General features: G+C 53.2%; 22 protein-coding genes and 1 pseudogene. 18 read left to right on the top strand and 5 right to left on the bottom strand.

Annotation, left to right across the window (positions count from 1 at the left end):
• Positions 1–74 precede the first annotated feature (74 nt).
• On the bottom strand, positions 75–965 hold the full coding sequence (locus tag ACCW76_RS16480; protein ID WP_436339318.1) for a LysR family transcriptional regulator: 891 nt from the start codon (positions 963–965) through the stop codon (positions 75–77).
• Between the two features lie 127 nt (positions 966–1,092).
• On the opposite strand from ACCW76_RS16480, the gene ACCW76_RS16475 reads away from it, so the two are divergent.
• Together ACCW76_RS16475 and ACCW76_RS16470 are read left to right on the top strand one after the other, a co-directional pair.
• On the top strand, positions 1,093–2,472 hold the full coding sequence (locus tag ACCW76_RS16475) for an MFS transporter (RefSeq protein WP_436339247.1): 1,380 nt from the start codon (positions 1,093–1,095) through the stop codon (positions 2,470–2,472).
• A complete protein-coding gene (locus ACCW76_RS16470; protein ID WP_436339245.1) occupies positions 2,469–2,864 on the top strand; it encodes a DUF4440 domain-containing protein in 396 nt (131 codons plus the stop codon). Before ACCW76_RS16475 ends, ACCW76_RS16470 begins: the two co-directional genes overlap by 4 nt.
• 1 nt (position 2,865) lies before the next feature.
• Here the strand turns inward: ACCW76_RS16470 and ACCW76_RS16465 are convergent, their stop codons facing one another.
• A complete protein-coding gene (locus tag ACCW76_RS16465) occupies positions 2,866–3,777 on the bottom strand; it encodes a LysR family transcriptional regulator (RefSeq protein WP_436339244.1) in 912 nt (303 codons plus the stop codon).
• Positions 3,778–3,904: 127 nt separating this feature from the next.
• On the opposite strand from ACCW76_RS16465, the gene ACCW76_RS16460 reads away from it, so the two are divergent.
• Positions 3,905–4,168 (top strand): DUF2798 domain-containing protein, encoded by a 264-nt coding sequence (locus ACCW76_RS16460; RefSeq protein WP_436339243.1) that lies wholly within the window; start codon positions 3,905–3,907, stop codon positions 4,166–4,168.
• A gap of 260 nt (positions 4,169–4,428) precedes the next feature.
• Here the strand turns inward: ACCW76_RS16460 and tnpA are convergent, their stop codons facing one another.
• Positions 4,429–4,752 carry an IS200/IS605 family transposase gene (gene tnpA / locus ACCW76_RS16455; protein WP_436339241.1) on the bottom strand — a complete coding sequence of 108 codons (324 nt, stop codon included), beginning with the start codon at positions 4,750–4,752 and terminating at the stop codon, positions 4,429–4,431.
• A gap of 151 nt (positions 4,753–4,903) precedes the next feature.
• Here tnpA and ACCW76_RS16450 point away from each other — a divergent pair, with 151 nt between their 5' ends.
• From ACCW76_RS16450 to ACCW76_RS16435, 4 genes and pseudogenes are all read left to right on the top strand, one after another.
• Positions 4,904–5,149, top strand: coding sequence for a helix-turn-helix domain-containing protein (locus ACCW76_RS16450; RefSeq protein WP_436339240.1), 246 nt, complete (start codon positions 4,904–4,906; stop codon positions 5,147–5,149).
• Complete coding sequence (locus ACCW76_RS16445) at positions 5,118–6,290, top strand: RNA-guided endonuclease InsQ/TnpB family protein (protein ID WP_436339317.1); 1,173 nt, start codon at positions 5,118–5,120, stop codon at positions 6,288–6,290. The genes ACCW76_RS16450 and ACCW76_RS16445 overlap by 32 nt, the downstream gene beginning before the upstream one ends.
• A gap of 15 nt (positions 6,291–6,305) precedes the next feature.
• Positions 6,306–6,881: pseudogene (locus ACCW76_RS16440) on the top strand (tRNA-dihydrouridine synthase); the annotation flags it as partial.
• A gap of 289 nt (positions 6,882–7,170) precedes the next feature.
• The gene (locus ACCW76_RS16435) at positions 7,171–8,445 is read left to right on the top strand and encodes an OprD family outer membrane porin (protein ID WP_436339238.1); all 1,275 of its coding nucleotides are present in this window, start codon (positions 7,171–7,173) and stop codon (positions 8,443–8,445) included.
• A 222-nt stretch (positions 8,446–8,667) separates the two neighbouring features.
• Here the strand turns inward: ACCW76_RS16435 and ACCW76_RS16430 are convergent, their stop codons facing one another.
• On the bottom strand, positions 8,668–9,606 hold the full coding sequence (locus ACCW76_RS16430) for a LysR family transcriptional regulator (protein ID WP_436339237.1): 939 nt from the start codon (positions 9,604–9,606) through the stop codon (positions 8,668–8,670).
• 130 nt (positions 9,607–9,736) lie between these two features.
• On the opposite strand from ACCW76_RS16430, the gene ACCW76_RS16425 reads away from it, so the two are divergent.
• The 3 genes from ACCW76_RS16425 (at position 9,737) to xylB (ending at position 13,387) form a co-directional block, all read left to right on the top strand.
• On the top strand, positions 9,737–10,939 hold the full coding sequence (locus ACCW76_RS16425; RefSeq protein ID WP_436339236.1) for an MFS transporter: 1,203 nt from the start codon (positions 9,737–9,739) through the stop codon (positions 10,937–10,939).
• Positions 10,936–11,775: an SDR family NAD(P)-dependent oxidoreductase gene (locus ACCW76_RS16420; protein WP_436339234.1), complete on the top strand. Its 840-nt coding sequence runs from the start codon at positions 10,936–10,938 to the stop codon at positions 11,773–11,775. The genes ACCW76_RS16425 and ACCW76_RS16420 overlap by 4 nt, the downstream gene beginning before the upstream one ends.
• A gap of 88 nt (positions 11,776–11,863) precedes the next feature.
• Positions 11,864–13,387 carry a xylulokinase gene (gene xylB / locus ACCW76_RS16415; RefSeq protein WP_436339232.1) on the top strand — a complete coding sequence of 508 codons (1,524 nt, stop codon included), beginning with the start codon at positions 11,864–11,866 and terminating at the stop codon, positions 13,385–13,387.
• A gap of 19 nt (positions 13,388–13,406) precedes the next feature.
• On the opposite strand, the gene ACCW76_RS16410 is transcribed toward xylB, so the two are convergent.
• Positions 13,407–14,186: a DeoR/GlpR family DNA-binding transcription regulator gene (locus ACCW76_RS16410; RefSeq protein ID WP_436339231.1), complete on the bottom strand. Its 780-nt coding sequence runs from the start codon at positions 14,184–14,186 to the stop codon at positions 13,407–13,409.
• Positions 14,187–14,482: 296 nt separating this feature from the next.
• Here ACCW76_RS16410 and gatZ point away from each other — a divergent pair, with 296 nt between their 5' ends.
• The 8 genes from gatZ (at position 14,483) to ACCW76_RS16370 (ending at position 21,728) form a co-directional block, all read left to right on the top strand.
• Complete coding sequence (gatZ, locus tag ACCW76_RS16405; protein ID WP_436339230.1) at positions 14,483–15,778, top strand: tagatose-bisphosphate aldolase subunit GatZ; 1,296 nt, start codon at positions 14,483–14,485, stop codon at positions 15,776–15,778.
• Positions 15,771–16,229 (top strand): PTS galactitol transporter subunit IIA, encoded by a 459-nt coding sequence (gene gatA, locus ACCW76_RS16400; RefSeq protein WP_436339229.1) that lies wholly within the window; start codon positions 15,771–15,773, stop codon positions 16,227–16,229. The genes gatZ and gatA overlap by 8 nt, the downstream gene beginning before the upstream one ends.
• Before the next feature lie 34 nt (positions 16,230–16,263).
• On the top strand, positions 16,264–16,548 hold the full coding sequence (gene gatB / locus ACCW76_RS16395) for a PTS galactitol transporter subunit IIB (RefSeq protein WP_167013613.1): 285 nt from the start codon (positions 16,264–16,266) through the stop codon (positions 16,546–16,548).
• 4 nt (positions 16,549–16,552) lie between these two features.
• Positions 16,553–17,929, top strand: coding sequence for a PTS galactitol transporter subunit IIC (locus ACCW76_RS16390; protein ID WP_436339227.1), 1,377 nt, complete (start codon positions 16,553–16,555; stop codon positions 17,927–17,929).
• A gap of 41 nt (positions 17,930–17,970) precedes the next feature.
• Positions 17,971–19,035, top strand: a complete 1,065-nt coding sequence (gene gatD / locus ACCW76_RS16385; protein WP_436339226.1) for a galactitol-1-phosphate 5-dehydrogenase — start codon at positions 17,971–17,973, stop codon at positions 19,033–19,035.
• Entirely contained in the window at positions 19,035–19,892 is an 858-nt protein-coding gene (locus ACCW76_RS16380) for a tagatose bisphosphate family class II aldolase (RefSeq protein ID WP_436339224.1), read from the top strand. Before gatD ends, ACCW76_RS16380 begins: the two co-directional genes overlap by 1 nt.
• Before the next feature lie 169 nt (positions 19,893–20,061).
• The gene (locus ACCW76_RS16375) at positions 20,062–20,832 is read left to right on the top strand and encodes a type IV toxin-antitoxin system AbiEi family antitoxin (protein ID WP_436339223.1); all 771 of its coding nucleotides are present in this window, start codon (positions 20,062–20,064) and stop codon (positions 20,830–20,832) included.
• Complete coding sequence (locus tag ACCW76_RS16370) at positions 20,829–21,728, top strand: nucleotidyl transferase AbiEii/AbiGii toxin family protein (protein ID WP_436339221.1); 900 nt, start codon at positions 20,829–20,831, stop codon at positions 21,726–21,728. The genes ACCW76_RS16375 and ACCW76_RS16370 overlap by 4 nt, the downstream gene beginning before the upstream one ends.
• Positions 21,729–21,955: the final 227 nt, after the last annotated feature.

Here is a 21,955-nt window from a genome sequence, read left to right as displayed (position 1 = left end):
TCTGCCTCATTTCCGATGTATGAAATCGGCGCTAAGGCGCCGTTCTCGCCGTCCGCTCCAGCAATTTCAGAGGCTCAGCTATTCGAAAACGCGTGCAGGAAATCAATAAATGCGCGCACTTTCTCCGGCAGATGGCGGGTATGCGGATACAGCGCGTAGATCCCCTGTTGAGGAAAATGATGATCTGGCAGCAATTGTATTAACTCTCCCCGAGCCAATTCATCCTGCACCAGCCAGGCGGGTAATATCGCGACGCCTGCTCCCGCTAGTGTAAACGCCAGCAACGATGCTGCACTGTCGGCCATGATCATTGCGGGGTGGCGCGCGCTAAAAAGCACCGATTCTCCCGCGGGTGTGGTGACCTGCCAGCTCAGGGGGGTGGATAAGCGGCTGTGTCCAATCCATTTCGCTTCGGCGAGTTGATCCAGATTCTCAATCGATTGAGTGTTGAGATACTCGGGAGCCACGACGGGCAGAATCGCGAACCGATCGATGAGGCGGGCGTGGTGATTAGAATCCGCCAACTGACCGAGGCGGATTGCCACATCAAAACGGCCGGCAATCAGATCATCATTTTTTGATGAGGAAACATGCTGAATGCGCAACTGCGGGTGCTTACCCGCAAATGCCGCCAGCGCGGGGACGACGACGCGCGCGCCATATTCGGGCGTGGTGGTGATACGCAGCAATCCGCTGAGTCCGAGGTGATCGCTGCGAACATCATCTAACACACGTTCTGCATCCTGCAGAAGGTGCTGACAGCGATGATAAAACGTCTCGCCGGTGTCCGTCGCGGCAACGCGACGTGTGCTTCTTGTCAGCAAAGAGACGCCAAGTTCCTGTTCCAGCTGTTTTATATTAAAGCTCACCACCGCTTTTGTGAGCCCCAGCGTCTGAGCGGCACCGGTAAAACTTCCTGCCTCAACCACTGCAACAAACATTTCCAGTCGCTGCATATTGATCATCATCGACTCCGCTGATGAAGGATTATTGTCAAAATTATTTTGACAGTATAACCATTGAGCGTGGATTTATCGCATTTATCCCGATCCTTATACTGCGCGCAAGACCACTGTTTTGACTGAGAAAATCATGAGTTATCGCGTGCGCGTTGCCACTGTGTATTTGCTGGGATTCTTTATCGATCTGGTGAACATGTTTATCGCCAATGTTGCCTATCCGGAGATCGGACGGCATTTTCATGCTCCTGTCAGTCAACTGGCATGGGTGAGTAATGCCTATATTTTAGGCCTGACTCTGGTGATACCGCTTAGTGGCTGGTTGGCGAAGCGCATTGGTGTAAAACGTCTTTTTATCCTCTCCCTGATCATTTTCATGCTCGGTAGCGTTGGCGTAGCCGCTTCCCTTTCGATTTTACAGCTTATCGGCTGGCGTTTTTTGCAGGGCGTAGGCGGTGGATTACTCATTCCCATCGGGCAAACCATGACTTACGCGCTGTATCGCAGTCATGAACGCGCAAAGCTCTCCTCTGTCGTGATGCTGGTGGCTTTGCTGGCTCCGGCGCTGTCGCCAGCCGCCGGGGGGCTATTGATTGAGAGCCTTAACTGGCGTTGGGTGTTTCTGGCAAGCCTACCGCTGGCTGTCGTGACACTGGTATTGGCGGGGTTCTGGCTGAACGCGGATAAACCTACTAAGGCAGCAGGCCGTTTAGATCTGGTGGGATTAGTCAGTGGTTGTGCGGCCTTGACCTTGATCCTATTAGGACTGACGTCACTGGGCGAATCCCAGTCTGTTCACCAGGGCGTGTTGATGCTCATCAGTGGGATCATTGTCTTTAGCGGATACGTATGGAATGCATTGGGCAAAAGTCAGCCTCTGATTAATCTGCATCTGATAAAAGATCCTCTGTTCAAGACGGCCATGCTTATTTACCAGTTTGTTCCGGGTGTTTTTACCGGGGTCAGTATGATCACCATGCTGTACCTGCAGAATGAACTTGGCATGCATGCCGCCTTTGTCGGTGCTTTGATGCTGCCCTGGTCGATCGCTTCTTTTATCGCGATTAGCTTTACGGGTAAGCGATTCAATTCGTGGGGACCGCGTCCACTGTTTATTCTCGGGTGCGCCGTGCAGGCGTTGGGGATCGGGCTACTGGCCACAACCGGCCATTCCGCTTCAGCGACGGTCTGTGTGATCGCATTCTGCCTGATGGGATTGGGTGGCAGTTTGTGCAGCAGTACGGCGCAAAGTTCGGCCTTCCTGTACATACCTGATGGGCACTTGGCGGATGCCAGTGCGATTTGGAATATCAATCGTCAGCTCAGTTTCTGTCTGGGTGTCACGCTTGTTAGCCTGCTGTTTAACCTCTTGGCTAACAGCGGCATATCTGATGATCGTGCCTATCAACTTTGCTTTGTCATTGCGGCCTGTAGCAGTGTCGTGCCGATTTTATGTTGCCTGCGCATCGCGAACCGAAACGTACTATTTACCCTAAATCAGGAGAAGTCATGAACCGCTATTTTCAGGAAGTTTTAGATGCACACGAATTCATTCGTTGCTGGTTGGGTGAGGCAGAAGCGCAAGAGGGTGTCTGCGATAACTTGCTAGCCCGTTTCAGTCCAGAATTCACGATGGTGAGTACGACGGGTGTCGTACTGAATTTTGAGGCTTTGAGCCTTTTCTTCCGCACACAGCGTGGTGCGCGTAAAGGGCTTACCCTGGACATCCTGGATATGCAGATGGTGGCTGAAAGCGAGGAGGGGGCAACGGTATGCTACAAAGAACAGCAGCATGTTCCCGGACAAAATAAGACGTTGCGTTTCTCGACAGTTGTTTTCACGTTAGACCCGCAGGGAAATGTGCTCTGGCGTCACCTGCAGGAGACAGCGCTGCCGCTGGAGTGAGTCAAGTTGACTGCATCGCCTGCTCTATAAAAGTAATAAAGGCTCTGACCTTTGCGTTGAGCGCTGAACGTTCGTTGACGCAGGCGAAAATGTTCATGGGTGAAGAGGCAACACGACTTTCATTGTTCTGGTCGGAAGGGAATAAAGCGATGAGTTGCCCACTGTCGATTAAGGGTTGTGCAATAAAACTCGCCAGCCGGGCAATACCACCGCCATTGACCGCGATATTGGCAATGATATCAATATCGTCACTGATAAATTCCGGGTTGATTTTCGCCGCCATCTCCTGGCCATCAACCCGAAACGTCCAGGGCAAAAAGCGTCCATCGGTGGGATAGCGGAAAACCAGGCAGGCGTGCTGGCTAAGGTCGTCGGGACTTTCCGGCATGCCCGCACGCTGCAGATAAGCAGGTGCTGCGCAGAAAATAAAAGGTAACGATGCAATTTTGCGGGCAATCAGTTGATCGTTCAGCTGTGCTTCGATGCGAATACTGACGTCGACACCCTCCCGCCGGTGATCAACATTGCGATCGGTGCTAATCAGCTCAATATCAATGTCGGGGTACACCTCTTTGAATGCCGGCATCAGTGGGGCGAGCACGTAGCGGCCAAATGCTGCGGTCGTGGCAATGCAAAGTGCCCCCTGCGGCTTGATTTCCAATGCCGCAGCCTGCGAAGCGATATCCACGTCATAAGGAATATGACGCACTTTCTCGAAATAGCGTTTACCGCTTTCGGTCAGGGTCATACTCCGGGTTGTGCGTGACAGAAGGCGCACCCCTAGATGAGATTCCAGCCGGGCAAGGCTCTGACTGACCGCCGCAGGGCTCATCCCTTTCGCGCGCGCTGCCGCTGCGATGCTGCCGTTTTCCACTACCCGGATAAAGCTACCGATCAACCCTAGCAAATCCATAAGACCTCAGCGCTCAATTCGTCATGTTTGCTTAATAATGTTTAAAGCAGAACCGTTCTACCGCTGCTTTAGTCAGCTTGGTAGCTTAGCGGCTGCCTTGCTAACCCATATTGAACAGGATAACGCTATGACGGATGCAACCACCAAGAAAATCGCCAGAGTTCGCTTTCCGAAGCACACTTCACCTTACATTTTCGCGCTATATATGGCGACCATCATGGCCTTTCTGATGAGTGTGGTCATTACCTTTGCCGAATTTGGTGTGGGACCGTATTACATGACAAATGTGATGAATGCCTACCAGGTCGCCATGCCTGCCGCCTTTGTCTGCATACTGGTGGTGCGCCCGATAGTGGTCAGGCTGGTGGGTCTGACGGTGCATGGGCATTGAGAGGAGAGGGCGGAAGTTATAGTCACTGCGGATTAGGGCAGCATCTTGGTCAAGCGTAATGCTCTATGCAGCAATCGTTAAGCGAATTTCTTATTACCATTTTATTCAGGTCATGCCTACCCTGCTACCACTTGTGAATCTTGCGGCGCAGGGGCAGTTGAACATAATGCCCCTGCAATCCCCCGTCTTTAGGCGGGGGTCAAGCGGGTGCTAGCTGCGTAACATGTTTTAGTTGACCTTACGCAAGGCCAGCTACTGCTTTACAGGCTTTTCGGCGGTGGGGCTTGCTGCTGTTCGATATATGATTTCACTACATCAAGCGATGCCCCGTCGCAACTGACCACGTAATAAGACGGACTCCAGAAATGGTTTCCCCATAGCTTATGGCGCACGCTTTCCCGGAATTCACGGCGCAGCACACAGGATGATTTCCCTTTCAGCTTACTGACCAGGTTACTCACCACCACGTTGGAGTGAACGGCGACCATCAAATGTACATGGTCGTCCTCCCCACCAAACTCCAGCAACTCACAATCCATCTGTTTACAGGTTTCGTCCATAACGCCTTTTACGCACTCCAGCATTTCGGCAGTATTTCATAGAAAACACTAGATCTAGATGATTCTTATAAACGCAGCTTTTACCGATTCTCCACTCATACATAAAGCCTCGCATTAGACAATAACAAAGCCCGATGGTAATAATATAACCACACATAAATAAGGGTAATCAGCGATGCTGACCGGAATAAAACTGCGAGCGAATCCAACGGCCTCCCAGCGTGAGAAACTATCGCGCTGGATGGGCTGCGCCCGCGTTATCTGGAATGCAAAAGTAGACGAGGAACGGTATTACCGGACGTTTGCCCGCAAGTATTACCCTGTCGGTACGTATGCGCCGGTAGACCAGACGGCAGCGCATTTTAAGGACGCGGAGTTAACCCCCGTGGCTGTCGGAATGCCCCAGCCAAATCATCCGTAACACCGCCGTTAACTGGTACAACACGTACCGGAAATTCCTCAAAGGTGTTTGCGGCAGACCGAAGCGCCACCCCAAAACAGACCGCGCCAGCATCTATCTGACGCGCGAGCTTTTTCGGTTTGACCGTTGCGCCGATGGCGTTACACGGCTGTTTATCGGTACGAAGACGAACAATATTGGCTATCTGTCGATCAAGAATCACGCGGCCTATAACCTGCCTGACTCCCTGTATATCAGGAAAGAGCGAGGCCAGTATTTTGTGTCTTTTAGCTATGAAGATGGTAAGCCAGAAGCGGCGAGCTATGCCGATGATCTGGCAATGCTGGCGGGTGCTGAGCGCGCCTGGCTGGAAGAAAATACCGTCGGCGTAGACCGTGGTGTTGCCGTGCCTGTCCAGGCGGGTGATCTGGCGCTGGACTACCTGTCATCCCAGAAAAACCATACCGCCCGTGCCGGGCGCTATATAAAGCGCCTACAGCGCCGCCTGGCACGCCAGCAGAAGGGCAGCAATCGCCGCAATCGTACCAGACAGCGGTTATCCGGCTACCACGCCCGGCGAGCCAATATCCGCACTGATTTTGCACACCAGACCAGCCGGACGCTGGTAAACGGTGCGCGAGTCATCGTATTCGAAGCCCTGAAATCCCAGCGCATGACGCGCAGGGCGAAGCCAGTACAGGACGAATCCGGGCGTTACCTGCCGAACCAGCGCAAGGCCAAAAGCGGCCTCAATGCGGCGATTCTCAACATTGGCTGGCATCGCATAGAGTTATTCACGAAATACAAAGCGAAAGCAGAGGGTAAAGCCTGTTTTCGCGTTCCTGCCCCGTATACAAGCCAGGAGTGTGCCGCGTGCGGCTACACTCACCCCGACAACCGCAGGACGCAAGATGCGTTCGTGTGTGTGTCGTGTGGACATTCTGACAACGCAGACCGCAACGCGGCGCATATCATCAAAAAACGGGCAATAGAGTTAATACTTCACCCTGGAACGGGGTTAATCAACGATAACGAATTGGTTACTGGACGTGGAGATCAACGTAAGACGAGCAAGGCCAAAAGCCCTGCCCGCAATGGTCAGCGAAACGTCAAAAAAGAAAAAGGCAGCACTACGCTACCTTTGGAAGCCCTGTCCCTTTAAGGGCGGGTAGTTCACCTGATTGAGATCCATGCGGCACACGGTTATCTGCTGCACCAGTTCCTCTCGCCGCTGAGCAATCAGCGTCAGGACCAATATGGTGGCTCGCTGGATAACCGTTTACGTTTCCCACTGGAGGTATTTTCCGCTGTGCGCGCCGCCGTGCCGGCTTCAATTCCGGTTGGCGTGCGTTTTTCTGCCACCGACTGGGTCGATGGCGGTTGGGATGAAGCGCAATCCATTGTGTTTAGCCAGCAGCTGGAAGCGCTGGGCTGTGATTATGTGCATGTTTCGAGCGGTGGGTTGTCACCCTTGCAAAACATCGCTGTAGGACCTGGTTATCAGTTGCCTTTTGCGCGCGCCATTCGCCAGCAGGTGAATATTCCAGTGATGGGCGTCGGTTTAATCACTGACCCACAGCAAGCGGAAGCGGTACTGGAGCAAGGCGATGCCGATCTGGTGGCATTGGGCCGCGCGGTGCTCTATAACCCACACTGGCCGTGGCAAGCGGCCGCTGCGCTCAATGCACAGGTCAAGGCGCCATCACAGTATTTGCGTTCTGAACCGCATGGCGTGAAGGGTACGCTGGTTTGATGTCGTTCTAAAGGTAAACCTTCCTCGGTCCAGGCACTGGGGAAGGTTGCAAAAGAGAACTTCCGGTCTGCATCCAAATGTCCGGTTCTATTTCTACCTCACATTCTCTTCCGTTAATCTCCTGCATCGGCGCAGGCATCCCTATTGATAATGGTTGTAGCCCATTAAACGAACACATGTTGTCGAAAAAACCTGTTTATCGGTCACCATTGAGTAATGGTTTAACAGTAATGCTAATAATTATCATTCTTTTTAGTGTTTAATTGCTGGTTATCTGGATTTCAAAAACATGGACAAGTTCATTCGATGTGCGCTGCTTAGTAGCGCACTTGTGCCCTCTTTAGCGTCAGCTAATCTGGTTGATGACAGCCATCTCGATCTCACTGCTCGCACGCTGTACTACAACAACGACACCCGTGGCGCGGTAAAAAATCAGCCTACCGGCGAACAGCTGGGGCAGGGATTCATTCTTAATGGCCGTTCGGGTTATACCGATGGGCCCATTGGTTTTGGCGCCGATATGATGGGTATGCTGGGTCTAAAGCTGTCAGGCCGAGAGGGATACAACACCGCAACAGGGCTGTTTCCGCAGCATGATGACAACAGCGCCCCACGCAGTTTCGCATCCGCCCGCTTTGCCTTTAAGGCGAAGCTGAGCGAAACCGAGGCGAAAGCCGGTTTTCAATCGTTAAACTTGCCCGTGATTAAAACCAATGATGGCAGGCTAGTTCCTTCGCTCTATCGCGGGTATACGCTTAATTCTCGCGACGTAGATAATCTGGTACTGGATGCTGGTTTTATCGATCGTGTTCAGGGACGCAATCAAAGTCATTATCAGCCATTGAAAGCCACGGGCAAAGCGAGCGGATTCAGCTCCGGCTTCAGTTATGCCGGTGGCCGCTACACGCCAGTAAAACAACTGGAACTCAGCTATTACTTTGCGCAGCTCAATGATTTCTACCAGCAAAACTATGTCGGTTTGACCAAGACGTTGTCGTTAGGACCGGGAAAACTGAAAGCGGATTTGCGCTATTTCAACAGCCGGGGCAATGGCAACGAGTATGGTGGAAGTGTCGATAACAACGCTTACGGCGGGATTGTATCCTGGTCAGCGTGGGGCAGCACTTTTGGTCTGGGTTATCAGCAGCTAACGGGGTCGAGTGGTTTCCCCTACCTTGATCCGGGTCAGACGGTTGATGGCGTATCCACTGATACATCCGGCGGCTCAACTGGGCTGGTGAGCGAGTCGCCGTTGTCTAAATTTAAGACGGCACATGAGCGTGCGCTGGTCCTGCGTTACAGTGCAAAACTGGATGCGCTGGGTCTGCCGGGGCTCAGCTTTAATAGCAGCTATGTTTCCGGCAGCCATGCACGCGCCTCCAACACCAGTGGCAATCAGAATGAATGGGTCCGCACACTGGGCTTGAATTATCAACTGCCCGAGAGCGTGGCTAAAGGTGTTACGCTGGCCTGGAAGAACGTGACCTACCGTACCAATATTACCGGCACGCGTAGCCAGGATCAGAATATGCTGGTCGTAAACTGGAAGTTTGGGCTGTTGTGAAACAGCAAGCGATAGGATTTTTAACCAGACCTGGTTTGCCCATTTAATCTGTCGTTTCCCCACTGTCGTCAGTAAATAAGGGGATTTAAAATTATGCAGTAACGGGGCAGTCGATTGTTGTCGATGGCGGGATCTATTTCGTTTAAAGCCGAATAAATAAACCGGGTCTCAGAGAACCTAAAGTTGGGTTCTCTGAGGCATAGCAACCGACATGTGGATTGCTCAAGGATTGATCCGTTGTTCCAGCTCAATGCCCTCTCTCAATACGTCAATCAATTCCCTTAACCCCTGGGGAACACGACGATGCCCAGGATAATAGAGATAAATCGCGGGCTCGGTAGGGGACCAATCGGATAAAACGACCCGCAAACTGCCATCACGAAGGTAGGTATTGACGCGTTGTTCCAGACAATAAGCGATACCCGCGCCGGCGAGGGCTAATTCTATTGCTAATGCTGTTTCACTGACGCAAATCTGACCCGGCGCATCGATTACGCGGTAATCCTCCCCACGCCTAAACTCCCACTTATAGATGGTCCCCTGTCCTGTGCGCATCTGAAGACAGGAATGAGAGCGTAGATCTTCAGGCATTTGTGGCGGGGTTCGCAGATATAGATAGCGCGGTGAGGCGACGGCGACCCATTTGAGTTCGCTACCAAGTCGGATTGCGACAAAATCCTCCGGAACGGTATTACCAAAGCGTAAACCCGCATCGAAGCCCTCCGAGACGATGTCTACCATTCTGTCATCTACGGTTATCTCAACTTCAACATCGGGATACAAGCTGACAAATTTGGGGAGATGTTTGGCAATGATCAGTCGGGCACCGTCGCTGAGAACATTGAGCCGTAGTCGGCCCACTGGGCGATCGCGCAGGCGATTGATATCGTCCAGCGCTTCACTGATTTCTTTAAATCCCACCTCAAGACGCAATGCCAGATTAGCCCCTGCCTCAGTCGGGGCAACCGTCCTGCTGGTTCGGTTAAGCAGGCGGACCCCCAATCGTTCTTCAAGGTTGCGCACCGAATGGCTCAAGGCCGAGGTGGTAATGCCCAGCTCTATGGCCGCTTTAGTAAAACTGCGTGTTCTCTCTACAGCCTTAAAGGCGTTGAGATCGGCTAAATCACTGCGTGAAAGTCTGGACAGGGGTCTTACAGGCATGACTACCCACTCAAGGTTGATTTTAATTCAATAAACAATGCGGAAAAACTCAACGGTAATCACACCTTTGTCGATTAAGGTGCAATACATCTCAACTATAGCAACTTTTCAACAGAGAGATTCAAGCGTTATGTCTGAACAGACTTGCGGTTCACAAAGAGAAATTGTTCATCCTCCCTCTAGCCTCTTTTTGGCCATGCTGGCACTAGGGGCAGGGGGATTATTTATTGGCACAGGCGAATTTTCTCCAATGAGTCTGTTACCTGACCTGGCGAAAGGGACTGGGGTGTCTATCCCCACTGCGGGGAGTTATATCAGTGCCTACGCTGCGGGTGTGGTCATAGGGGCGCCGGCATTTGCCATCATTGGCGCGCGATGGCCCCGAAAAATGTTATTGCTGCTGTTATTGTCCATCGCACTTGTGGGATACGGCTTAAGCGCGACAGCCTGGAGTTACGGCTCATTGCTCACAGCACGATTCATCTCAGGCCTTCCACATGGCGCATGGTATGGCGTTTCCGCGCTGGTTGCGGCGTCGATGGTCCCGGCCAATCAGAAAGCTCGCTATATTGCTTATGTGATGCTGGGTCTCGCGGTGGCCAATGTCGCGGGTGTACCGCTCGTGACCTGGGGTGGGCAAGCACTGGGATGGCGAGTGTCATTCGCTATGGTTGCGGCAGGCATGGCGATGACAGCGCTCATGGTTATGCTCTTTGTGCCTGCAAAGAAACCGGATGCGAATGCCTCACCCGTTAAAGAGCTGAGTGCGCTCCGCAGCCCGCAAATTATCATGACCTTTGGTGTGGCATCCGTCAGCTTCGCTGGCATGTTTGCCGTCTACAGTTTCATTACGCCCGCCCTGACCGAGATCAGCGGTTTCAAACTGCATTCGGTACCCTGGATTCTGGTGCTGTGGGGGATTGGCATGGTCACAGGGAACATCATCGGCGGCCGGCTGGCTGACAAAGCGCTCATCCCCTCCATCTTTGGCTTAATCGTCTGGAACCTGGTCATGCTGGCTTTGTTCTCGCTGGTTGGCTCATGGAAACTTCCGGTACTGTTTGCTGTTTTTCTGCTTGGCAATGGTTTCGCGCTGGTCCCGGCACTCCAGGCCCACATGATGAATATTGCGGGTGATGCTCAGACGCTAGCCTCATCACTCACGCACAGTGCATTCAATATTTCTAATGCACTGGGGGCCGCTTTTGGCGGGTGGGCAATTTCTGCCGGTGGCTCGTGGATTTCTACCGGTTGGGTAGGTGTGGTGTTCTCCGTAATAGCGCTATCACTGATGTATTTTTCCGTTCACATCAACAAATGGAGTCAGCAATGACAGATTCAATTATTGTCCCCGGACGTGTCGCGGTTATCACTGGCACTGCAAAGGGGATTGGTGCAGCTTTAGCACGCCACCTCAGCAATGAAGGGATGTTACTGAGCCTGTTTGATCGTGATGAAGCTTCCCTGTCTGCACTTGCTGCCAGCCTCAAGACTGAATGCTGTGTCGTGACCGGAGATGTCTCCTGTATTGAGGACCTGACTCAACTCCGTGATAAGACGCTTGAGCACTTTGGTGAGGTTGCCCTGGTCGTCAATAATGCTGGCGTAAAAGCCGGCGCGGGCCCCTGGGATGCCCCGGAAAAATGGCGGCAAAATCTTGAGATCAATTTGCTGTCCGCAGTGTCGGTTCAGCACCTTTTTGTCCCCGTGATGCTGGAAGCAGCAGTAAAGGGGGCGATTGTTAATCTGGGGTCCAAAGAAGGGATCACGACGCCACCGGGCAATGCGGCATACAGTGCAGGCAAAGCGGCCATGAAGGTTTTGACCGAACAATTAGCTCACGAGCTAATGAAGGCTACATCAGGGCGTGTAACGGCACATCTGCTGGTGCCCGGATATACCTGGACAGACATGAACTCGCCCGGCCTCGATGAGAAAATGGATGCTAAGCCCGATGAAGCCTGGACCGCCAGCCAGGTCATTGATTATTTCGTGGCGCATTTCAGGGCGGGGGACTTCTATATCATTTGTCCGGATAACGCCGTATCTGCTGAGTTAGATAAAAAGCGCATCACCTGGGCATTGCAGGATATCATTGAGAATCGCCCAGCGCTGTCACGCTGGCATCCGGATTATCAGGACGCTTTTAATCAGTGGGTTAACTGTTGATTCAAACTGAAAAGCTTTAACCCGCACGTGCTACCCGGTCCTGAGTCTGATCCTCAACCTGATTGAAATAATCGCGGCCGGAGTAGCCATGTTTCTGGGAATTGATTGTGGGACGCAGGGCACCAAGGTGCTGTTGTGGGATGCAGAAAATCAGCACGTGCTGGCAACCAGTTTTCATGCCCACTCTCTGCTGAACGAAAGACCCGGACAGAAAGAGCAGCATCCCGCTGACTGGCTCAATGCCATGCGAGCAGGGGTGCGGGATGTGATAAAAAAAACGGGCATTGGTCACGATAAAATTATCGGGATGGGTGTTTCAGGGCAGCAACATGGACTGGTGATTCTCGACCAGCATGACGCCGTGATCCGTCCGGCGAAACTCTGGTGCGATACGGAAAGTGCTTCCGAGCTGACGCATTTTCTGCAGGCATATCAGTCCGTTTATGGCCAAAGCCTGAGTGCTGACATTGGTATCCCGGTCCCGGTGGCGTTTACGCTGGGTAAGTTGTTGTGGGTTAAGCAGCATGAATCCGCCCATTTCGACCGCATCGACAAAGTGATGCTGCCACATGACTACCTCAATTATTTCCTCACCGGCCATTTTCGTACCGAGCCGGGTGATGCCTCCGGAACCGGCTATTTCGATACCCGACAAAAAACCTGGTGTACCACGGTCCTCAAACTGATAGACCCCGGCCTAAGTAATAAGCTACCCGAAATCATGGCTTCCCATCAGGCCCACGGTTTTCTCCGCGCTGAGGCTGCTGCGTATCTGGGGCTTTCAACCGGCATTGTGGTGTCCAGTGGCGGCGGCGATAACATGATGTCTGCTATAGGCACAGGCAATATCGCTGCCGGGCAGGTGACGATGAGCCTGGGCACATCAGGAACCCTATCCACCTGCCAGCCCGAACAGATCGATTGCAGCGGCTTTGAGGACATCAATACCTTCTGTTCCTCGACCGGAGCCTGGCTGCCGCTTATCAGCACGATGAACGTGACCAACGCCATCAATAGCTACAGACAGCTGATGGATATCGACATTAAAGATTTCGACAATTACCTGAGTGCGAGTAAACCCGGCTCAGAAGGGCTGTTTTCGTTTCCGTGGCTGAACGGTGCGCGATTGCCCAATCTGCCGGGTGCGCGTGGAGAAATCTCGGGGATGACGATGGCGAACTTTACCAAACCGCACCTGTTACGCTCGGTGGTCGAAGGGGTGACCTTCAATCTCTGCAAGGGCATTGAGATTTTCAAAGCCAGAGGGCTGGTGTTCGACGGCGTCAGTATTATTGGCGGCGGCGCAAACAGCAGAGCCTGGTGTGGGATGATTGCCGATATTACCGGGCTCACCGTAACCCGACCAGCCGTACCTGACGCGGCGGCATTGGGTGCCGCCATTCAGGCGCACTGGTGTTATCGCAATAGTACGTCTCATGCCGAAACGATTCCCCTGTCACAGTTACTCCCAGAATGGCTGACCGCTGAACAGAGTGAGACGATCGCGCCTGATCCAGTTATCAGCAAGCAATACCGGCAGATCTATCAGCATTATCACGCTGAGGTGGATAAACGCAAAGCCCGCTATCTGGATGAAAGCCCCTCAGAGTAGGCCGGGGTTAGCGGCACACTCATGCCACAATCACCGTTTTACCTTTTTTCCTCAGTTCTGCCAGCGCCTCAGCAGGCGCATCTTCATCGGTGATCACCGTATGAATTTTGTCGAGCGCAAGAACCTGATTAAATCCTTTATGGCCGAACTTGGAGGAGTCTGTCAGGACAATCACCTGTCTGGAGGCGGCCGCCATCACCGCGCTGATGGCAAACCCTTCATTGAAGGTCGTGATCCCGTTTTCGACGTCTAATCCATCCGCCCCCACGAACATCAGATTGGCCGACACGTCGCGTAATGCCAATTCGGCAATACTGCCGTGCAATGAGGCGGTTTTATGGCGCACGGTGCCACCGCACACCACCAGGATGATGTCTTTGTTGTCAGACAGGATGGTGGCGGCGGGCAGGCTGTTGGTGATCACCGTGATATTTTGCCGCTCGGCCAGAGCTTCGGCTAACAGCTTAGTGGTGCTGCCGCTGTCGAGAATCACGGTATCCCCTTCTTTCACCAGCCTGGCGGCCTCGATGGCGATACGCTGTTTGGGATCAGCGGCCAGCTGGTAACGTTCATTGAGACTTACTTCAGTATGAGATGCGTTGGCGTCGTTAGCCGAAGCCTCAATACTGGCCGCACCGCCGTGAAATCGGGTGACCAGTCCCCGCTCTTCCAGCAGACGAATATCGGCCCGCACCGTGACTTCCGTCACGCCTAATTCGGCAGAGATGTCAGTCACCAGCCGGCTGCCGGTGCTGTTGACCATATCAACAATCCTGTTTCTGCGTTCAAACGCGTTCATAAACGATCCCCTTAGATGAAAACCAATCCTAAAACGAAAGGATAAGAAAGTAAAACGACAAAGCACAAACTTTGAGGTTTTTATGATTAAGAAAATGATTTCGTTATATAACTCACTGTTAATAAATGGAATTATTTAAATCTGGTGGTTTGGTGGTATTGACTTGCTTTAGAAAGATATCGAAAGATAAAGTGTAAATTCGAAAATATTAAGATCTCCGTCACACAAATAAAAGAAAGCAATTGTGCTAAAAACGAAAGATTGTGATGGTTATAGGCATACTTTCGGAGGACAAAATGAAGAAAATCATCCAGCAGCACAAAGACGGTCTTGATTGCGGTATCTGCTCAGTCTGTTCCGCACATCCACTTGTTATTGAAGCGGCACTGCGTCTCGATCTGCACACTCAGCGACAGGTCCTGATCGAAGCCACATCAAACCAGGTCAATCAGTTTGGTGGCTACACCGGTATGAAGCCGGAGGATTTTCGTGATTACGTGCTGGATATCGCTGCGCGGGTTGGCTTCCCGGCTGAACGCCTGATTCTCGGCGGCGATCACCTCGGTCCTAACGTCTGGCAGGGCGAGAATGCAGAGCAGGCGATGGAGAAGTCCCGCGTATTGATCGCGGCGTATGTGAAAGCGGGATTCAGTAAGATCCATCTCGATGCTTCGATGTCCTGTGCGGATGACCCGGTTCCACTGTCGCCGGACGTGGTCGCACAGCGCGCCGCGGAACTGTGCCGCGTGGCGGAAGAAACGGCGACAGCAGAACAGAAGGCCGCGCTGACCTACATCATCGGCACCGAAGTGCCGGTACCGGGCGGCGAAGCGCACGCCATTAACGAGGTAAAGGTTACGCGTCCAGAAGATGCGGCATACACGCTGGATGTACATCATAAAGCGTTCCGTGCCGCCGGCTTAGATGACGCGATTGGCCGCATTATCGGGCTGGTGGTGCAGCCGGGTGTGGAGTTCGATCACAGCAGCGTGATCCACTACGCCCCGGCCGAAGCGCGCGAACTCAGCACATTTATTGAGTCAACGCCGGTGGTGTATGAAGCCCACTCGACCGACTATCAGACCCGCACGGCCTATCGCGCGCTGGTAAAAGATCACTTCGCCATTCTGAAAGTCGGTCCGGCGCTGACCTTTGCGCTGCGCGAAGCCATCTTTGCGTTAGCCGAAATCGAGAAAACCCTGATTGCGCCCGAAAAGCAGAGCCAGATCCTCGCGGTCATCGATCAGGTGATGCTGAACGAACCGGGCTACTGGAAAAAGTATTATCGCCCGGCGTTCTCCGACTCGCTGGTGGACATTCACTACAGCCTCTCAGACCGCATCCGCTACTACTGGCCGAATGCGCGCATTGTCAGTGCCTTTGATACGCTGATTGCCAACCTTAACGGCGTTGAACTGCCGCTCGGTCTGCTGAGCCAGTACCTGCCTAAACAGTTCGACCGCGTGCTGAACGGCAGCATCAGCGCGGATCCCCACACCCTCATCATCGACAAGATTCAGGACGTCCTGCGTGACTACGCGTTCGGATGTGAACCTGAACTGAACCTGCAAAAAGAGGTAAGCCATGCATAACTACCGCCTTCTCGTCTCTTCCGGCCTGAGCTTTGTGGATGCCGAAGAGGCGCTGAATCACATTGGCCAGAAAATGGTGCGCGACGGCATCTGTCGCGACAGCTACCCGGCCGCGCTGCTTGAACGTGAAGCCGCGTACCCAACCGGCATCGCGCTGGACGGTCACGCCGTTGCCATCCCGCACTGCGATGCGTCACACGCTGTGGAGCCGGCGATTTATCTGATCCGTCCCGCCTCGCCCGTGCAGTTTCAGCAGGCGGACGATGACGGCACGATCGGCGCCGAGCTGATTATTGCGCTGGTCGTCACGCACCCTGAACAGCAGCTGAACCTGCTCAAGGCGCTGTTCGGCCAGCTGCAGCAGCCTGAATTTATTGAAAGTCTGCTAAGCGCGCCTGAGAGCGAACTGGCCGACTGTTTTACCCACCGCCTGCTCGCACCGGCGGCCTGATAACAACACCTGACCCTGCACCCGGAGAAAAACAATGAAACGTAAAGTGATTGTCGCCTGTGGCGGCGCCGTTGCCACCTCAACCATGGCGGCAGAGGAAATCAAAGATCTCTGTGAAGAGAACAGCATTACCGTCGAAATCGTGCAGTGCCGCGTTAACGAGATCGAAACCTACATGGACGGCGTGGACCTGATCTGTACCACGGCCCGCGTTGACCGTCAGTTTGGTGATATCCCGGTGGTGCACGGCATGCCGTTCATCTCAGGCGTGGGTATTGATGCGTTGCGCAACAAAATCCTGACCGTTCTTCAGGGGTAAGCTTATGTTTACTGAAATCATGCGTTACATCCTCGATCTCGGTCCGACAGTGATGCTGCCGATCGTGATCATCATTTTCTCCGTCTGCCTCGGGATGAAAGTGGGCGATGCCTTTAAGTCCGGCCTGTTTATCGGCATCGGCTTTGTCGGCATTGGGCTGGTGATTGGTCTGATGCTCGACTCTATCGGACCTGCCGCCAAAGCCATGGCGGCCAATTTTGAGATTGGCCTCGATGTGGTCGATGTCGGCTGGCCGGGATCGTCGCCAATGACCTGGGCGTCACAGATTGCGCTGGTCGCCATTCCGATTGCGATTGTAGTGAACATCCTGATGCTGGTCACCCGCATGACGCGCGTGGTGAACGTGGATATCTGGAACATCTGGCACATGACATTCACCGGCGCGATGCTGCATCTGGCGACAGGTTCATACTGGCTGGGCATTCTGGGCGTGGTGCTGCATGCGGCCTTTGCCTACAAACTGGGCGACTGGTTTGCGCGCGATACCAAAAACTACTTCGATCTCGACGGCATCGCCGTGCCGCACGGTTCTTCCGCCTATATGGGGCCGGTGGCGGTGCTGGTGGACGTTATCATTGATAAAATTCCGGGCCTGAAGCGTATTCACTTCAGTGCCGATGACGTACAGAAGCGCTTCGGTGCCTTTGGTGAGCCGGTGACTGTCGGCTTCATCATGGGTATCGTGATCGGTCTGCTTGCAGGCTACGACGCCAAAGGCGTGCTGCAGCTGGCGGTGAAAACCGGTGCAGTGATGTTGCTGATGCCGCGCGTGATCAAACCCATTATGGATGGCCTCAACCCTATTGCTAAACAGGCCCGTAAACGCCTGCAGGCAAAATTCGGTGGTCAGGAATTCCTGATTGGCCTCGATCCGGCGCTGCTGCTGGGGCACACCTCGGTGGTCTCTGCCAGCCTCATCTTTATTCCACTGACCATCCTGATTGCCGTGTTCGTGCCGGGCAACCGTGTGCTGCCGTTCGGCGACCTAGCTACCATCGGCTTCTTCGTGGCCATGGCCGTTGCCGTTCACCAGGGCAACCTGTTCCGCACCCTGATCTCCGGCATCATCATCATGGGCATGACGCTGTGGATTGCCACCCAGACTATCGGGCTGCATACCCAGCTTGCTGCCAACGCTGGCGCACTTAAGGCCGGAAGCCAGGTGGCATCGCTGGACCAGGGCGGTTCACCGGTGACCTATCTCCTGATCCAGTTCCTGACCTGGCAGAACGTCACCGCGCTGGTGGTGATTGGTACGGTTTATCTGCTGGGCGTCGTGCTGACATGGCGCAGAGCGCGCCAGGCAATGCAGCCAGAACCGGATAACACCCTTTCTCAGAGTAATTCTTTAGCGAAATAACCGACGGGGGCGAGTCCCCCGTACTTCCCGGAGTTTACCCCATGAAATCTGTCGTGATACACGCCGGAGGCAGCGTTACGGTTGAACAACAGCCGTTGCCTCAGATTGAAAGCAGAGATGACGTGCTGGTGCAGGTCCTCTGCTCCGGACTCTGCGGTTCAGATATTCCGCGCATCTTTCACGCAGGAGCCCATTTCTACCCGATTACGCTTGGACACGAGTTCTGTGGCCGCGTGACTGAAACCGGCGCTGGCGTGAGTGACTTAAAGGCAGGAGACCTGGTTTCCTGCGTGCCACTGCAACCCTGCTTTGACTGCGAAGAGTGCCGCCGCCAGCTCTGGTCACAGTGCCGGAATTACCGCTTTATTGGATCACGCAGCGATGGCGGTAACCGGGAGTACATCGTGGTGCCGCGTCAGAACTTATTTCTTCTACCGGCCAACACCTCGCCCGTTGAAGGCGCCTTCTTTGAGCCGATGACGGTCAGCCTGCACACCATTGAGCTGGCAGGGGGCTGCCGCGATAAAGAGGTGATTATTGTTGGTGCGGGCACCATTGGCCTGCTGGCGATGCAGTGTGCCAAAGCGCTGGGCGCCCGCTCGGTGACCGCCATTGATATCAACCCTGAACGACTGGCGCTGTCTCAGCGTCTGGGCGCGGATTACGTCTTTAACAGCGCCGAAATGAGCGCAAGCGACATCCAGAGTGAAATGAGCAATCGCCGCTTTGATCAGCTGATCCTGGAAACCGCCGGATCGCCTCAAACCGTTGAGGTCAGTATCCAGATTGCCGGGCCGCAGGCGCAGGTGGGACTGATTGGCACCCTGCACAGAGACCTCAACCTGAGCAGCGCCACCTTTGGTCAGATCCTGCGTAAAGAGCTGAAGGTGCTGGGCAGCTGGATGAACTACTCCGGGGCGTGGCCTGGTGTGGAGTGGGCACAGGCGACTCAGCTGTTTGAAGCAGGAAAGATCGATCTTTCCGCACTCATCGCCGTACAGGGTGATGCCGATGTTTATGCCCGTGCCGTCACCGATCTGAACGGTAAACCCATGAGCGGCAAAATCATGCTCGACTTCTCAAGCCATCTGGGAGGACAAGTCTAATGTACCTCGTCTCTAATCGCGCCATGTTAATCAAGGCGCAGCAGGGCGGTTATGCCGTGCCTGCGTTTAACGTACATAACCTCGAAACCGTGCAGGTGATTGCGGAAACCGCAGCGGAACTGGGATCGCCGGTGATTATGGCGGGCACCACGGGCACCTATAAATATGCCGGGCTGGGCTATCTGGTGGCGATCTGTGAACAGGCCGCACAGAAGTACGATTTACCCATCGCGCTGCATCTCGATCATCATGAAGATCTGTCGGATATCGAGGCTAAAGTGAAGGCGGGCGTTCGCTCGGTGATGATTGATGCCTCGCACTTCGCCTTTGAGCAGAATGTTGAGAAAGTCGTGCAGGCCGTGCGCCTCTGCCATCGCTATGATGCCAGCGTTGAAGCTGAGCTGGGACGTCTCGGCGGTCAGGAAGACGACATCGTGGTGGATGAAAAGGACAGCTTCTTTACCGACCCCCTCAAAGCAGCAGAATACGTGCAGCGCACCGGCATTGATTCTCTCGCCGTCGCCATCGGCTCGGCGCACGGCATGTATCAGGGCGAACCGAAACTGGATTTTGCACGCCTGGCACAAATTCGCGAGCGTGTGGATATTCCGCTGGTGCTGCATGGCGCATCGGGCATCCCAGAAACGATGCTGCGGCAGTCCATTGAGCTGGGTATCTGTAAAGTGAATGTGGCGACCGAACTGAAAATCGCCTTCTCCGATGCAGTGAAAGCCTTCTTTGGAGAGCACCCGCACGCCAATGATCCACGTGAGTATATGGAGCCGGGTAAGCGGGCAATGAAGCGCATCGTGCAGGAGAAGATTCGTATGTGCGGCAGTGAAGGCAAGCTCAGGTAGCTGTATGTAATAAGGGGGGCGCAGTGTCTGAAGCCACAGCGCCTTTGCTGTAAAGGGCTATTTCCTTAGGTTTATATTTTTCCTTTTAAGGGTATTTATAATAACCTTATGCATAATTAATTAAACCTCCTTGATTGTGTTGGTTTAAAAAAAAAGATATAAAGTTAGTATGAATGCCGAAAAGATATCAAAATTAAACCATCTGCTGAGTACCTCCCCTGCCGGGGTGGTGCTGACGTCGTCATGGCTAAATAAGCAAGGCTACAGCCAGTCTTTGCAGAAGCAATACCGTAAAAGCCAGTGGTACAGAACGATTGGAACAGGTGCACTGATACGTGAAGGCGATAAAATTGACTATCTGGGGGGGATCTATGCCCTGCAGGCGCAGCTTGGCATGGCCATACATCCAGGAGCCAAAACGGCACTCGCCCTTCAGGGCCGCGCGCATTACCTTGGTTTTAATGAACAGCGCGCGACGCTGTTTGGCCCGCTGGGTGAGAAGCTGCCCAAATGGTATGAGTGTTATGACTGGGGTGTTGAGATCAACGCGAAGTCTTCAGATTTTCTACCGCGAGACTTGGGTCTGGTCGAACTTGAGCATAAGTCTTTCAAAATCAGTGTATCCAGTCCGGCACGTGCCATTATGGAGTGCCTGTACCTTGCTCCTCAGCATCAGCCTCTGCTGGAAGTGTACGAACTGATGGAAGGGCTGAATAACCTGCGACCGCTAGCCGTTCAGAAATTGCTTGAGAGCTGCACCTCGGTAAAGGTAAAGCGACTCTTCCTGTATATGGCAGAGAAAGCCGGACACGACTGGTTCAATTTTCTTAAACTCGAAAAAATCGATCTGGGCAGCGGTAAAAGAGTCATCACCTCTGGTGGGAGTTTAAACGCAAAATATCAGATAATGATCCCAAGGGAACTGGAGTCGACAAAATGAATGTAAGTTATAAAAAGCAGGTTCAACTGCTACTGGATGTGCTCCCCGAAGTGGCAAAAGAAGAATGTTTTGCTATGCACGGCGGCACAGCAATCAATCTGTTCTACCGTGATATGCCTCGGCTGTCAGTAGACATCGATCTTACATATGTTCCTATTGCTGAACGCAATGAGAGTCTGGAGGGGATCAACCAGGCTTTACAGCGTGTGCAGAAAAATATCCAGGCCCTGAGGGGCAGCATACAGGTCGAGCACCGTGCAGCCGTATGCAAACTTCAGGTGACGGAAAACGATGTGCTGATCAAACTTGAAGTGAATCCCGTTGGCAGAGGTCTGATCGCTGAACCGGTAAGGATGCCGCTTTGTGACACAGCACAGGAGATGTTTGACGCGTTCTGCTCTATACCTGTAGTCCCTTTGTCTCAGCTTTACGGCGGTAAGTTGTGCGCAGCACTGGACCGACAGCATCCCCGTGATCTGTTCGACGTTAAATTAATGCTTGAGGAAGAAGGGTTCACGGACGATATCAAGCGGGGGCTCATGTATGGGCTGGCCAGCAGCACGAGGCCGATACATGAAATGCTTGCTCCCAATTTGCAAGATCAGCGCAGCGCCTATGAAAATCAGTTCTTGGGCATGAGTGATGTCGCGTTCAGCTATGAGGATTATGAGAAAACGAGGCAACAGCTTATTGGTATAATACGGGAAAGTCTGACAGCCGAAGACAAAGCGTTTCTTTTGAGCTTAAATCGCCTCGATCCCGACTGGTCCCAATATGAATTTCGCGATCATCCCTCTGTGAAATGGAAACTGCTCAACCTCGAAAAATTACAGAAAGAACAACCGGAGAAGTGGTCCTATCAGCTCGACAAATTAGAAGCTCTGCTCATTCGATAGCCGGCTTGCCTATGGACGCAAACGATGTCCCGGTACACAACGGCCCGAGTAAAAATCAAAATGGGTTTGAGAAGGCAAACCTGAGATGGCCGATTAATAACGCCAGTTATCAGACCCTCCTAGAGATTTAACCTATATCGTGAAAAACTCCACACCAGAAGTCGTCATATCAGGTTGCTCGAAGCGGTCGGTCAGCATTGCCTCCTCATGAGAGAAATATCTAAATC

This window comes from Pantoea sp. C8B4, assembly GCF_051336905.1.
Lineage (GTDB): Bacteria > Pseudomonadota > Gammaproteobacteria > Enterobacterales > Enterobacteriaceae > Pantoea > Pantoea rwandensis_B.
Note: the sequence above shows the minus strand (reverse complement) of the source record. Positions and strands in the feature narration are given on the sequence as shown.

Coding starts and splice junctions, on each gene's coding strand:
- ACCW76_RS16480 (WP_436339318.1), bottom strand. CDS start 965: ATGATCAATATGCAGCGACTGGAAATGTTTGTTGCAGTGGTTGAGGCA.
- ACCW76_RS16410 (WP_436339231.1), bottom strand. CDS start 14,186: ATGAACGCGTTTGAACGCAGAAACAGGATTGTTGATATGGTCAACAGC.
- ACCW76_RS16370 (WP_436339221.1), top strand. CDS start 20,829: ATGAATGTAAGTTATAAAAAGCAGGTTCAACTGCTACTGGATGTGCTC.
- tnpA (WP_436339241.1), bottom strand. CDS start 4,752: ATGCTGGAGTGCGTAAAAGGCGTTATGGACGAAACCTGTAAACAGATG.
- ACCW76_RS16375 (WP_436339223.1), top strand. CDS start 20,062: ATGAATGCCGAAAAGATATCAAAATTAAACCATCTGCTGAGTACCTCC.
- ACCW76_RS16460 (WP_436339243.1), top strand. CDS start 3,905: ATGACGGATGCAACCACCAAGAAAATCGCCAGAGTTCGCTTTCCGAAG.
- ACCW76_RS16435 (WP_436339238.1), top strand. CDS start 7,171: ATGGACAAGTTCATTCGATGTGCGCTGCTTAGTAGCGCACTTGTGCCC.
- ACCW76_RS16470 (WP_436339245.1), top strand. CDS start 2,469: ATGAACCGCTATTTTCAGGAAGTTTTAGATGCACACGAATTCATTCGT.
- xylB (WP_436339232.1), top strand. CDS start 11,864: ATGTTTCTGGGAATTGATTGTGGGACGCAGGGCACCAAGGTGCTGTTG.
- ACCW76_RS16450 (WP_436339240.1), top strand. CDS start 4,904: ATGCTGACCGGAATAAAACTGCGAGCGAATCCAACGGCCTCCCAGCGT.
- gatZ (WP_436339230.1), top strand. CDS start 14,483: ATGAAGAAAATCATCCAGCAGCACAAAGACGGTCTTGATTGCGGTATC.
- gatB (WP_167013613.1), top strand. CDS start 16,264: ATGAAACGTAAAGTGATTGTCGCCTGTGGCGGCGCCGTTGCCACCTCA.
- ACCW76_RS16430 (WP_436339237.1), bottom strand. CDS start 9,606: ATGCCTGTAAGACCCCTGTCCAGACTTTCACGCAGTGATTTAGCCGAT.
- ACCW76_RS16390 (WP_436339227.1), top strand. CDS start 16,553: ATGTTTACTGAAATCATGCGTTACATCCTCGATCTCGGTCCGACAGTG.
- ACCW76_RS16425 (WP_436339236.1), top strand. CDS start 9,737: ATGTCTGAACAGACTTGCGGTTCACAAAGAGAAATTGTTCATCCTCCC.
- ACCW76_RS16420 (WP_436339234.1), top strand. CDS start 10,936: ATGACAGATTCAATTATTGTCCCCGGACGTGTCGCGGTTATCACTGGC.
- gatD (WP_436339226.1), top strand. CDS start 17,971: ATGAAATCTGTCGTGATACACGCCGGAGGCAGCGTTACGGTTGAACAA.
- ACCW76_RS16475 (WP_436339247.1), top strand. CDS start 1,093: ATGAGTTATCGCGTGCGCGTTGCCACTGTGTATTTGCTGGGATTCTTT.
- ACCW76_RS16465 (WP_436339244.1), bottom strand. CDS start 3,777: ATGGATTTGCTAGGGTTGATCGGTAGCTTTATCCGGGTAGTGGAAAAC.
- ACCW76_RS16380 (WP_436339224.1), top strand. CDS start 19,035: ATGTACCTCGTCTCTAATCGCGCCATGTTAATCAAGGCGCAGCAGGGC.
- gatA (WP_436339229.1), top strand. CDS start 15,771: ATGCATAACTACCGCCTTCTCGTCTCTTCCGGCCTGAGCTTTGTGGAT.